Genomic DNA, 14,345 nt, shown 5'->3' with positions numbered 1-14,345 from the left:
GCGTGTGCGGTTTAAGAAACTCATGAAGGAGCGTTTCTTAAACCGAATTTGGGTTATTACACCAATTTCATCGCTTTCATGGAAGATCCCCAAAAGGATGAGTGTGCAATTTGGGCTGAAAGAGCTAAATCCCCACCCTCGGAACCATCATTATTTGATTAGGGGGCTTGCTTTTTGAAAATGAAACCCCGAAGTCCTATTCTAAAGGGCTTCGGGAAGCTTTCTTGTGCCGTTTGGAAGTTTACCGGACAGCAATAGTTTGAAAATGTCTTTTCAGTAAAATGCTCACGTGAAATCAATGTTGATCCCCTATTATAAATGAAAGGACACCACTTTTTAGTGATGTCCTTTATGACTGCTCTTTCTTACCTATTCCTTAAGATACAGATGAGAAGGAACCCTATCCAAAGGCGGCAGCAAGGATTGTGTGGAATACAGTACAAATAAGGAGTGCATAGTACGAGTCATAGCAACATACAGTGCCTTCCTCGATTCATCGTCATTTGCGCCATTATACATTGGTAGGATTACCATATCAAATTGAAGTCCCTTAGCACTATGATAGGTTAATATTTTGGGTAAAACTGTATTAAAGTCCAAATTATCCACATATTCGAAATCATTATCGCCCTTATTATATTTGAACTCACATTCAACATCATTATCCATAAATTCTTGACTTATTCGAATTACCTCTGGATTATTAGGCAACAAGATTCCAATGTTTCTTCCTACATTGTCTTTTACTAATCTTAAAAGTACTTCGATTTGTTTCTGTTCATTATCAAAATGAATTAAATGTGGTAGTTCTGTTTCCTTGTTCTGATACACCTTTTCTTTATACTCCTGAACATCAACACCAACATAGTCTTGCGTTATTTTCGCAACAGGACGAGGCAAGCGATAGTTATTGAATAGTTGTAACGTATTTAGCCCCGTCATAGCAGCGATCTGAGCAATTGTCATGGTTTGTTTACCATATTGTCTATATATAGATTGAGCAGTATCTCCAAAGAACAAGAAATGTTTTCTGGTCGCATTAATAAACTCCTGTATTTCTTCTCTTGTAAAATCCTGAATCTCGTCAACAATAATATAGTCTGCCTTTGGCATTTTCAATTTATATTTCCATAGATGATGATGAAAAAACCTAAACGAAGAGTCTGCTTTTCCATTTTTCATAAAACGGCTAAGCGATCTTGTATAGGCAATAAGAATAACATCTTGCCCTTTTTTATGTAATTGTTCTGCCTTATGCATTGCTATTACAGATTTTCCGCTACCAGCGCAACCAGCGACTAACATTGATTTATCATCTGTATATTCAATTAAATCAAGTTGGTCGTCATCCATTGTTTCCTCTGTAACGTCCCAATCATTTGCTCCTTGAAGAATTCGTCTGAAATTATGGCTACTATTAATACGTCCAGAATATGTACCTCCAGTAGATTCACTACCAGTAGCATCAACAGCTTCCATATCATTTATACCTTCTTCATCGGCATTTTCATCATGCGAATCAATTATTACAGTTTGGTTGTTTAATAATTCTTGTAACCGTTTTATCTGATCCTCCAGCTCTCTATTGCGCAACTCGACTTCCGTTGTTCTTTGCTCTGCGAGTAATTTACTTTGCTCTGCTTCCAATTGCATCTTCTGCGCAGTTAACAAAGCAGCATTTTTTTCTTCTGACTCTTTAATAAGATTGTCTATTTGAATCTGATAATCACTTGTATTATCAACATCGCCAAAAACAAATTTTTCAAATTTTCCCAGAAAAGCTATCGCGGCATTACTCGCAATTCGATTACTTGAAATATAATCCAAAAAACCCATAAAGAATGCTGCGCATCCCCGAGCTTGAACTTCAACATCCATAGCTGAACGTCCTGCATGAGAACCCATCTCGCTTGCGATGCTATAGTAACGACACATTTCGGCACTACAACTATCCAAGCCTCGTTTTATACGTTTCTTTTCTTCATTTGCATACCTAGATGTAACGTCTCGGTGCTTACAAAAGTAGGCTTTCGGAAATAACTCACAGAATACTCTTCCTGTAGGTTTGAAGTTTGCTGGATAAGATGAAATAGAGTATGAGTTGTCATCTCTACTTTTAGTAATAGACGTATCACCATTTATCAAATCCTCAGCTTCTTCTTCATTACCTAGGAAGTCATAGATTAAAAATTGAGATAAATACTCAATCCCAGGACGGATATTACGAAAAAAAGCAGAATACTCTTTCTTGTTGAACGATTCAACAGAAAGATCATAAACATGCTGGAGATCATTTTTAATCTGTTCCATATCTTATACTTTTTTATGGATTTGGTGTACCAAATCCTGCTATTTGTACTATATTAATATATCCTTGTTGTATTGCTGCAGATGACCATCTGGTAGCAAAATCCGTATTATTTGCATTATCAGATGCAAGCGTATCTTCATATGTCCACACAAAAACATTGCTGACAAAAAAGTCTTTCAATAATGTCTTTCCGTCCTCTTCTGCCCGATACTTTATAGTACTCCGACTTGAAAGACGGCCTATGTAATGACCTTTATGAACAATAAAATAATTGCCGTATTGATCTCTTACAATTTCAACGGGATCATCTTTTTTTATCTGGTTAAGAACGTATGAATCAACATTCTCGAAGATTCTATTTTGGGCTGTATATGACAAGTAATATTTATCCAGACCCGGTTTCGGCTCTGTATATCTTAGTGCAGGATAATCAGGCGCAAGATAAATAGAACTTTGAGATAAGGCCCGTTCACGTTCTGCTTTATATATAATCAAACGTTTTTTAGCACGCGTATAAGCGACAAACATTAGTCTTCGTTCTTCGTCCATATCAGCTATATCATCTACATTAGGACTTTCACCTTCTTCATATTCGCGATGTGGACGTAAAGGCAAACTTGCAAATGATGGCGTCGTTATAACAACATCAAACTCCAGTCCTTTTACTTTGTGCATTGTTGTTAAAACGATTGTCAATGGTGTCTCTTGAAGAATTCTCTGTTTACGATAATTCTCATATATTTTGTAAACTTGACCAGCATCATCACGGCTAGCAATATCTACAATATAATCAGCCAAGTCTTTCCATGTATGCGAATCATAGTCTGAACGAATGGAGTCCATGTAGTTCAGAACCAGAGTATAAGCAATATCTAATGTATATGAATCCCATGAAGGAGTTTCTTGCATTTTCTTTTTTAGGAACTCCTTTATTCCGTTGGCAGTCTTATTATTGCGCAAATCAATCTTTTGATTTGGATAGCGATTAAGCGTATCTATCAAATAATAAATTTCCCTTTCTCGCCAGAACTCTCCCAGACTTTCTCCTTGAATTCTAATTCTAACATCTTCAGGAAGCGAAGTTTTAATTTTGGAATAACCACGATACACTTCATTATTAGTTCTAAAAAACACTGCAATAGTATCTATATGGCGTATTTTTTTTAGAGCATCATTATCGTGTATTTGGTCAGCTTCGATATTCTGAGACTTCGCCCAATTAACCACATTAATGATGTCATTAAACCAAACATGTCCTTTATCTCTGATATTGTCATATTCCTCAACATAAGGATCTGTAGGTTCATATTTCATTATAGACTGTGCAGAAACTGGCATATTACCTTCTTGTATGAACTCAGAAGCTTTATCCAAAATCTTTTGATATGATCTATAATTTGTAAACATTGACAGCTGCACAGGATGTATTTCACTATCCAGTTTATGATAATATGGCCTTGGATCCAGTATTTCTGCATACTGTTCAGGTTGAAGCATGAGTTTTCTGCCAAAATTATCTTTTGGAACTCTATCAAATCCATAAATACTTTGATTTATATCTCCGATAGTAAAGAACTTAGCATCTCTGAATATACGATGAATACGAAGCAGGGAGTCCAAGCGGACAGTTGTGATATCTTGGAATTCGTCCACTAAAACATATTCGATGTTAGGGAAACGAGCCTTAAAATCCCTTACGTGTTTAGTTAAATAATTATAGAACTCATATTCCCACATTTCAGTAGATATGTTATCAAGTTTTTTCCCTAAACATTTCTTTGCCAATGCGTGGAATGTGTACACATTAAGTTGATGCGCAATTCTGCTCATTCCTAACTTTGTAAATAAGCTATTCAAGCGATTACGCAGTTCAACGACAACAGCTCTATTATATGCTAGTACAAGCAAGTGGGATGGATCTACATGTTCTTTATAAATGAGTCTCGCGCATCGCAAGGTAAGGACATGAGTTTTACCAGCCCCAGGTCCAGCCATAACATTAACATCCTTATTAGTGGGTTGCTCATATATACATTTTTGTTCTTCGTTATTATCCAACTTCGATTCTTCTGCTTTTAGAGCTTCTTCTGTCAACTCAGACATTATGTCTGAGCCTTCGGGGACATAATCTCCGGCTAAGCTCAAATAGTCCTCATAGTCCTTACTCTGGAAATATCGTTGAATATAAGTACCTTGTTCTTTTGCATCGACATTTGTAAAAATGTCCATACAAGAGAGGCGAACTTTCTTTATTTTCTCATTGTCATCAAATTCTTTACGAAATGCAAACATGTTGGTGTCCTCTGATAATCCATCTTGTATTTCAGATTCAGTTAATTCCGTTGCAAGAACCTCTATTCCACTTTTTACTAGTGGAGAATGTTCAACATATGCAAGATGGTAAAGAATAGAGAGAAGATCTTCAAAATATCTATATCCTTTTTTAGTCCACCCAAGGTCTATAATTACTTTAGCCCAACAGAACTCTTCTGGCTTTTCTACAACATATTTTATCATAATAAGGCAATCCCTCTCTAACTGTTCAAGATAGTTTTGCCATTCTCCGTTTTTAAGTTTGATTTGGCATATTACATCATCATCAAGATTCTCGACTTTATAGTTAACCATGGGGAGATAATTTAATAGAATAAACATCTGAGAACCCATGCGTGTTAAAATATTCTTTTTGAAAGTATCAAATTTAGTAACTGCCAGCCTTGGAGGATTATCCACTTCGGCTTTCCAAGGCATATATTTTACACCATTATCTTCAAAGATATCATCATATATTACATCATCCATCAAATGTTTATATATGTGTTCACGTTCATTTTGGCCAATTATTCTAACTTTACCTTGTTTGCAATCTGAAAGAAGATTCCTCAAACCTTCAAAAACGATGTGTAAAGCGAAATCATTTCTATCATGATTAACCATAAAATTGGCTTCGCAGAATCGACGAGGAACAAGTTTACAATTCATAGTCTCATTTAGTTCCAATAAGCCACTTTCCATGCATAAGATTATTTGGTTCATAATCTTTGGCATAGACATACGTAAACTGTTTCTCATATCATTCATAGACACAAGTGAACGTTCTCCGTTTATCTGAGCATTCTTTTCCAAATATAGATAAACAGGATTCCGTTTTAATGAAGACGACTTACCATCATTGTCATTAACAGTAATGTCAAGACATGCCTGTGACAGATAGCGTTGCTTAATATATCCGATATGATCTAACCAATGGAAAGCCAATCTTGATGCAGTGGTATCATTAAAATCTTCTGCATTTTTTACCCAAACGCTAAAAGGAACTACAATTGGGGAGTTTTTTGTTTGCTCAATCGTTTGGAAACGCTTTATGAATTCCACAATCTTATCTTTAGCATCAGTCAAGTTAGACCAACTCATCTGACTTTTGACAAGCAGTTCCTTTAGTTTCCTAAAATCTTCTTTAGACGTTAAACACAGGGCTGGAATTTTATCCTTTCCATCCTCGAATGCCAATTTGTATTGTTTTTCATCACGTCCGGCACGGCCCACTTCCTGTAAATAATCTTCCAATACAGAAGGAGGACTGTAATGTACTACATAATGGACATTAGGTATATCCATTCCCATACCAAATGCCTTTGTTGCACAAAGAATATATAATGGGTCTACGCCTTCTTTTCGCTTAAATTGTTCGTAAACATCATTTCGTAAATCAGCATCAAGACCTGCATGATAAAAACCAATTTTATCTATACAATTGTTCAAAATACTATCAGGAGAAGATTTTGATGCCAATTCAGACAATGCATCTGCAGTTTCCTCACATTGTCTATGAGTACGGCAGAAAACAATCATACAACTCAATGAGAAATCTATCTGCTTGTCCTCTATAAATTGTACAATCTCACTAATTCTTGCATCATCCTCATGCTCGGTTAAAGAAAATGAAATTCCTATATGTTGACGTATCGGATTATAATCCTCCGCCGTTTGTCCCAATCTTTGAATATCGGGCAAGAAAGAACGTATATCAGATTCTACCTGAGTTGTAACTGTAGCAGAAAACAAAGCGAACATAAAATCAAATTGCTTTCTTAGTTCAATACAAGTTAGAACGGCATTTCGGTAATCAGGGCGAAATTCCTGTCCCCATTGTGAAATACAATGAGCTTCATCAAAAATGATATACTCCAGACCGCCATCCATTTCCAAACGTTGGAACAGGACATTCATAAATGACTTAACACGGAATCTTTCCGGAGTGATATACAACAGAGCGATTTCACCGGAGCGTATTTTGCGGTAAATGTTTTCAACCTCTGGACGCTGACGGTCACCACTAAGATAATCTACGTTAGTTGCAAACCCTTTTTTATGTAGTTCTTCTACCTGGTCTTGCATTAAAGCCCTTAAAGGTGTTATAACCAAGGATAGTTTTTTCGTAATTGAAGCTCTGTAAAGTGCCGGGCCTTGGAAACATACTGATTTTCCTTCACCTGTCGGCATTGAGACAATACAGTCTCCTCTCCTCTCCCACATAAACGGAAGGACTTCTTCTTGTGTGGGTTTCCATTGATAATCACCAATAAAGTGCTTGCGGATCAACTCAATAGCAGTTTTGGTGTCTATATCCTCTTCTTTGCCTCTACTATCATCAAAATATAGACCTGAGTTATCAAGAGCTTCATTGTAATCAGTATCTTTTTCCCATAAATCCACCTTAAAGGATTGGGCTTGGCAGCTATTTGCTATATCTTCATAGTCATCAAAATGCGGATCTATGATATAAAACTGTGTAGCCTCACTATTTGCCATTACTAATGAACAATAATGCTCATAAATAGGCCATGCTGCATGAATACATTGACGTGGTGTTGTATGATGAACTTTATCGTCACGCTCATCATCCGCATCTTCTTCCAAATCATCATCAAAGGGAAGTTTATCCCACATTAACATGTACCTATCAATGTCCATATTATCCCAGACATAACAATACGGTTTATCTGGTCTATATGACCCCACACCATCAATAAACTCTTGCTTTGTAATTATTACCATTCCATTGGGATGGTTGCCAATATATTCGAGTTTGCGGAATCCATTTCCATTTGATGGGATAAAGTAACCTTGAGAAATTGCATATTCTGTTAATTTCTCAATTTCTTTCTTATCGTTAATAACATATACTATAGGTAGACTTATATTAGTTTCATGTATTTTGTTCAACAAAGCGATTTGGAACAACCAATACTTACTTCTTTGAGTTGTAGAACTGTTAACACGCATCACCATATCAGCAGTACGGTTTCTACTAACCTGAGTCAAGTTAATATGCCCATAATCTTTACCAGAAAACGTCCACTTCAGTACTTGCGGTTTAAGTCTGAAGTGATTTAGAAATTGCTTTCTGTATGCTTGATATTGATAATTTAAATAAAAAGCGAACTGCCCATTTCGTTCTCTCTCCGCCCAAATGTTTGCAGCAAGAGCGGGCTTTGTTATGCCGAGTTTTCTAATCTCGTCACCTTTGACTGGGGCAAAATTTGTTGAAGCCATAGTGAAAGGAAGCTTACTTCCACATGCTATCAAATCAGCAAATGTTTTATTGTCGCATACCTTGCATTTATGAACTCTGTCTTCTAATTCCGTGCCAATAATAAAAATATGTTTATAATCCTTAGATAGGATATTTTCATCCTCGAACGAAGTGACATCTATACAATCAATATGACTATCATAGTAGTGTAAATAGTCTTGTAACTCCTCCTCTGTAAATGATAATTTATTGCTTTCTGTATCAATAACTCGAAGATATTGAGCTAAATTTTCAAGTACGGGAGTACGTGAAACTACGCAAAAACGTTCAAGAATACATTGTTTAATAACATCCTTAAATTGTTTTTCCTTAAGAACATTGATGTCTATACTCTTATATTCAGCACCAGTTTTGGAGCCAGGAAATGACAATGGAATATATTGAGCCAGACGTGACCACAAATTACTTGGGGCAATTAACAACGTTGCCTCTGTCTCTGGTATTTCTGAAATTTGGTTTAGGTTCTCTACTAATTCGTCTGATATTGGACGTAACTCTTGGAAAAATTGACGTTCAAGATTGGCAGTAGTTCTGAAGTATTCTGAAAAATAATCGACACGCAATGAACTGATTATCGTCCCAATATTATCAGGGAGAACATCCCGCAGTTGTTCAACTAAGTGCTCATCTGTGGATAATCTGTAAAGTTGATTCCAAAACAGTTCGTTGGTTAATTTTGTATCAGCTTCTGCATTGTGCTCTGTATGCAAAGAATATGCATATCTACATGGATTTAGCAGTATTTCAATTTCAAGAGTGTCCCATACAAAAGTAGTTTCTGGAATATGCAACCCCTTTTTGTTAAGAATTGGCAAATCCCACAGTTTAATATTATGACCTACAACAATAGGAGATTTTTTCAGTTTTCTGAATAACGAATTTATTTGGTCCTCGCCTGTGTATGGTCTCATATTATCCTCGGTGAAGAAAGCGAATTCCCTTATAGTTTCACCATCGGATTCAAGATCAAAGACACAATACGGCATATTTCCCTTAATTGTGTTCCATTTCTGACCAATATAAGATGTAAACAGTTTACTTCCTTTGAAATCCTCACTCGTGACTATTTCTATTGCTTTTTCTTCTGGCAAACGACAAACGAACTGGTAGCTATCGTCTGAGGACATCTTTTTTAAGCCACCAAGAAGTTTTTCATATGTCAAGCCATTAATTACAGCATCAAAATCAACATCATCCAGATTAATATAGCAAAATTTCAGGAATTTCTTAACTTCAAGAACTCCTGCTTCGTTCATGTGTTCTATAATGGTAGATTTATTCTCTATTGCATGATAAACATCAATACTTTCAGTTAAATAAAATAGTTTTAGTCTTAGGGGTTCATTGGAAATGGAACTATCCTTTGCATAAACTACCCATTCGTTCCGATCAATTTCATTATCGAAACTATCTATAAGTTGTTTAAGGGTTATTTCCGATTCACTATTTTCTTTGCCAATCATAGAAATAACACTTGGATGTTTGAGCCAATCGATTGAGTTTAGGTACTTGTACAAGTACACCCGAAGTACAGCAGAAGGTTCAATTATGTCGCTTCTAAAAGTAAAAGAATCACGCTCCTCTGTTGTCAAATTTGATAACAAAAGTTCCCATTCCTTAGGGTCAAGCGATTTTCTTTGATAGATATCATTTAGTATTAACAGCCGTCCTTCTGCTTTTCTATAAAACTTCTCTACTATAACAGAGAGTATAGACTCACTGAATCGCTTAGCATTAACAGTTCCGTATATCTTATCATAACGACCTATATAATTCCTGCAAATATTATAATCCTCACTTGTTAATGATAGACATTTTGCATTAATTGCTGCATGTCTATCTCGATTGGGCTGTTTTTTGAGCTCAAAGGTAATCCACATATCCTCTTTCAAATATGCAGTGTCCTTCCACTGGCTTTTTTCCAAATATAGTTGAACTGGAGAATATGGAGTTGAGGTCTTATTAAAACCGTACATATTGGTTACTACAAATGCATAGTTATCCAAAGAACGGCATCTGCACACTATTCCAACAAATCTCGGTTGAACTTTTTTATCCTCTATTATCGGATATGGTGGAAGTTCCGACAAATCCAAGTCTGTCAGCTCGATATGATTCAGTATCAATTCCGATTGAATATGTAGATTCTGCTTCATTAGTCTTCAAAGGATTAATTCAACAAAGGCTTGATTGAGAACGATATTTTTCGATTAGCTTTTTCTATAGAAGTAATTATGACATCAATTTCTTGACCTTCCAATACAATTTCACTTGGTTCTCTCATACCATCTGGAGACATTTCTTTTTTGTGAAGAAGGCCTTGAATTCCACTTGGTAATTCAACAAAAGCTCCGAAATTCAGTATTTTCGTTATTTTTCCTTTGGCTTGTTGATTGACTTGATACAGAGTTTCAACATTAAGCCATGGATCTTTAGACATCCTTTTAACACTCACCATAACACCTTTGTCTGTTATCTGTACAACAACAACGTTCAATTCCGTACCCAACTTTAATTTATTCTTAAGGTTATTATCTCTTCCCCAAGAATACTCAGATGATGGCAAGTAAGCCATAATGTTACCGAAAGACACTATCGCATAGTCTTTAAGTATATTCTTCACCGTTGCCTTCACTACATCACCAACGGTTAACTCAACTATTGAATCCGAAGCCATATTGTTATGAAATTCAATTTTTCTTTACTCTTTTTTATATCATGCAATCATGTTTCTTGCCTGTATAGGACAGTCATATTCTATTATACCACAAACAACGATGCATCTTTGATTCTAAGATATAATCTTCCAGAAACGTTCTTGGAGTAAATTAATTCGATGCATGAGTTCCTTGAAATCAAGAGGCTCTCCATATATGAAGCTCTCTTTCATTTCGTTGTAGTCCGTTTCATACGCTGACACCAGTTCTTCATTTGGTACAATCTGAATGTTGGCTGGTAGTTCCTTGTCATAATCCACATAGCCTACATGATAGAACTTGCGTCTATGCTCCACAATCTCAGTATAGAGAGCTACATTTTTGAGTGCCATCTCTGCGTAAGGAGTGTGCATGAGTTTTTCCAAATCGTAGAAATGGCGAGTCATGCGATGTGTCCTCGGCTTATCCTTTTGATATTCCTCGCATAACAAGAAGGCCTTTTCAAGAAAAGTCCTTGCAGGGCTGACGGTACGGATAGTTTGAATGAAATCTGTATCCACATTTTCCCCATCGAAGACTTGTTCCACCAACGATGATATACGTCTCATTTCAAATGGCTCCGACATGGACAATACGCTAATCTCTATTTTGATAGTAGGCACAGCATATGAGGCTTGGTTATTATAAAGCGATGGGTATTGAATGTAAAGAACAGACGGATCTTTATCATGAGGGACTTTTCTCGGTTCGCCGTTTTCATCCAATACTTCATTGTCGCCAAGTACGGTCACGTCAAGTCCTAAAGCCTTTAGCTTATTATCCAACTCCAATTTAAACTCTCCAAGAAGAAAGTCCTGTCCTTTTTCACGGAGATTATGTATCTGCGTGTTAGAGGTACAACTGGCACATGATAGTTTCTTCACATTCAAGAAATAGTCACGGCTCAGAGCCAAGTCTATGTCCTCACTGAATCGGTTGATAATGTTCCATCCTTTACTAAGGCTTGTACCACCTTTGAACAATAGGTATTCGCTAATGCTGGTATGAAACATGGCATAAAGAACAGCGGTTACCCACCAGTCCTTTTCAGCAGAGGCTTCATCTATCTGCTTTGCTTGACTGACGGCTTGTATCATTGCTCTACGCTCATCTCTTGAGAAGTCTATCCATTTACTCATTGTCTTGTCCTTTAATGTTTCTTTTGATTATTTGTCTCATCCAAACAGGAGCCAAAAGCAAATCATGTTCTATTGTGTCTTTTTCTGGAGTTTCTGCAAGTAGCTTTGCAATCTGCCCTTCATCTTCTTTTGTGATGTTGTTTTCGCCGATGCTACGTAATGCTTGTACCAGTTCTTGCATCAACTTCCCTCGAAAGGCAAAATTCCTTGGAGCTCCATGTTTTAAGGTAACAGTCCTATTTCCAAGACTCAATTTCCTGCCAGAGCCGGTAGTCAGGAAACTTGTGTTCATGGGAACCTGGGTAGAGAAGCCGAGACGATTTGCGGCAGTGGCTCCCGTAGGAATGATTACTGCTTTATCTCTTTTGGCAATCTCTGTCACCAGTTCAAAGGCAGAAGGATATAGGACACCGAAGCGAGTCTTACGTGCCTTGACATAGACCCCCTTTGCTATACGGCTGATGAGCCCTTCACGCTCAAAGATTGCCAACAGTTTGGTGACATACTCCACATCATATTGTGGAAAGGACGACACGAAGTAAACCTCTCCAAACTTACCATGAGCAATCTTGCTCTTAATCTTGTTAACTACAGCGTCTTGCATATAGATATTGGTTTGATTTTAGTCGGAATAACTACAAATATTTCCGACTGCAAAATAGTAATTTTCTTTCAAATAACAATATTTTTTCCTTGAAATTAAGTTTTCTTGGCAGAAAAAGGGTCATTTCTTGCCATTAAAATAGCAATTCCATAAAATTTTATTTGTCGTTTCCACATTTTGAGACATTATCATGCTCTCAAAAATGGATTTTAGCTAAATTATACGGAATCATTGCACATTCTATTACATTTTGAGGTTTACAAAAGTTAAATACATTAAATGTTCATCGTTTTTATCCTCCACAGAGTCCACACAATCACTTTTCCATCGTTTCAACCAAAACAAATTGGTACACATCGAGTTACAAATACTTTTACTGTAAGACAGATCACCTGCCTGTGCAACGAGTATCATTTCCATGTGCAGTTTGAGTTATAAGAGTTTAATAATTTTGAAAGAATAGAATTACAATGGAAGAAATAGTCAAAACATTGTTGAAACAATGCAAATCCACAGGTGCCGCAATGGTCTCCTTCAAGGCAGAGAGACCGGATGATTATGAGGTGGAACTTACCGTTCGTAAGAAGGGAGCAGTGGCGTTCGATGAGTTCGATACAGCACATCTGAATGCCATTAGGGACATATTCGTCTCAGATTTTAAGAATGATTCACGCCTTGTATCTGCCGACATGGCCTTGGAAATTGTCAATGTATGCCAGGCAAGGCTTGGTGCCCCAGAGTACAATGACATCCAGGAGGTAATGGACTGCCTATCAGCCAAAAGTTATAATGGTATATTTTCAAAAATTAAGGTAAAATGAAATACATACTTCTTTTTATAGGTGTAGCCATTATTACCTATCTCTTAATATCGCTGGTAACATCGGATTGGATGTGGTGTACCCCCTTGCCTTTTATACGGATTGTAATATAATGACAATTTCCTTTTTTCTTCAAAACCGCAACAATCATGTTCCCGAAATATAGAGATATGGATACCGAAAGTAGCCAAAATAATGACCAAACAAAAAGCCCCTAAGTTGTTGTAACTTAGGGGCTTAACTCGCTATGAGAAGCGGAGAGAGAGGTTTATGAACCAAACTCTGCTAACTCGTTGTAATTAAATATCCTATCAATTTTGACAAATCGGTAGTGTAGCATTTTTGTAGCAGTATTTTGACCGCTTGATGACTACCATTCTGACTACCTTTTGAAAGCACAACTGCTCTCTTTTCTTCGGTACAAAGGTATATAAAATTGTACTAACCTCCAAATCTTTGTACCATAAATATTTAGAGATTTTACTGCTACATTTTCCAGTGCAAGGTGCAAGCCCTTATATATAAAGGGACTTGCACCTTGCACTGGAGTTTTACAAAACAATAATAATTATACAAAGATATAAGAGTAATAAAATGTTTTAGATTTAGTTCGTTATATTTATTGGTACACTGTGTATTCCGCTACTAACAAACAAACTTGCACCGTCTGCAAGACGGATTGCATAGTGTGCAAACATTTGCATGTGGCGGGTTGCTCTTGTAACGGTGCTTTAGTAACTTTATAAGTATGAAAAAGTTATTGGAAATGCTGAAGTCAGCAAGAGTGAAAAATGGTTATTCGCAGGAGTATCTGTCTGTTATTCTGAAAGTTAGTTCGAGTCGAATTTCGCGCTGGGAAAGAGGAAAGACAGCAATGACTCTTGAACAAATTCTGATGTACGCTTCAAAGGTGGGCATCCAGTCTACCAAAATATTTGAGTTTCTTGCACGTAATGGGCAGCCCGGTCCTTTACCTATAGCAGAAATTCATCTGGAGGTTTTTACTGAGGAAGCATTCAGAAGACTTTCACAGTTAGTCAGTGAACTTGGAATAGAACATGTAACAATTAAAACCAAACGATTACGCTGATGGAAATAATAGCAGTAGAAAGCCAAGCCTATCAACCCAAATTCGGTTTAAGAAACGCTCCTTCATGAGTTTCTTAAACCGCACACGC

The 14,345-nt window shown here is 36.7% G+C and carries 7 protein-coding genes; 2 read left to right on the top strand and 5 right to left on the bottom strand.

The window, feature by feature from the left end; translation table 11 throughout:
• Nucleotides 1-369 precede the first annotated feature (369 nt).
• The 5 genes from ACO4R2_RS04805 to ACO4R2_RS04785 all read right to left on the bottom strand — a co-directional run bounded on the left by ACO4R2_RS04805 (nt 370) and on the right by ACO4R2_RS04785 (nt 12,346).
• Complete coding sequence (locus ACO4R2_RS04805; protein WP_484769392.1) at nt 370-2,310, bottom strand: 3'-5' exonuclease; 1,941 nt, start codon at nt 2,308-2,310, stop codon at nt 370-372.
• 13 nt (nt 2,311-2,323) lie between these two features.
• Nucleotides 2,324-10,063, bottom strand: a complete 7,740-nt coding sequence (locus ACO4R2_RS04800) for a RecQ family ATP-dependent DNA helicase (protein WP_484769391.1) — start codon at nt 10,061-10,063, stop codon at nt 2,324-2,326.
• Between the two features lie 14 nt (nt 10,064-10,077).
• Complete coding sequence (locus ACO4R2_RS04795) at nt 10,078-10,584, bottom strand: S1 RNA-binding domain-containing protein (RefSeq protein ID WP_484769390.1); 507 nt, start codon at nt 10,582-10,584, stop codon at nt 10,078-10,080.
• Between the two features lie 114 nt (nt 10,585-10,698).
• Entirely contained in the window at nt 10,699-11,742 is a 1,044-nt protein-coding gene (locus ACO4R2_RS04790; protein WP_484769389.1) for a nucleotidyl transferase AbiEii/AbiGii toxin family protein, read from the bottom strand.
• Nucleotides 11,735-12,346, bottom strand: coding sequence for a DUF6088 family protein (locus ACO4R2_RS04785; protein ID WP_484769388.1), 612 nt, complete (start codon nt 12,344-12,346; stop codon nt 11,735-11,737). Before ACO4R2_RS04785 ends, ACO4R2_RS04790 begins: the two co-directional genes overlap by 8 nt.
• A gap of 470 nt (nt 12,347-12,816) precedes the next feature.
• On the opposite strand from ACO4R2_RS04785, the gene ACO4R2_RS04780 reads away from it, so the two are divergent.
• Complete coding sequence (locus ACO4R2_RS04780; protein WP_484769387.1) at nt 12,817-13,167, top strand: hypothetical protein; 351 nt, start codon at nt 12,817-12,819, stop codon at nt 13,165-13,167.
• Nucleotides 13,168-13,915: 748 nt separating this feature from the next.
• Nucleotides 13,916-14,257, top strand: coding sequence for a helix-turn-helix domain-containing protein (locus tag ACO4R2_RS04775; protein ID WP_021672407.1), 342 nt, complete (start codon nt 13,916-13,918; stop codon nt 14,255-14,257).
• The last annotated feature ends 88 nt before the right edge of the window (nt 14,258-14,345 follow it).

Source organism: Alloprevotella sp., from assembly GCF_057240785.1.
This window is presented reverse-complemented; position numbering and strand designations above follow the sequence as displayed.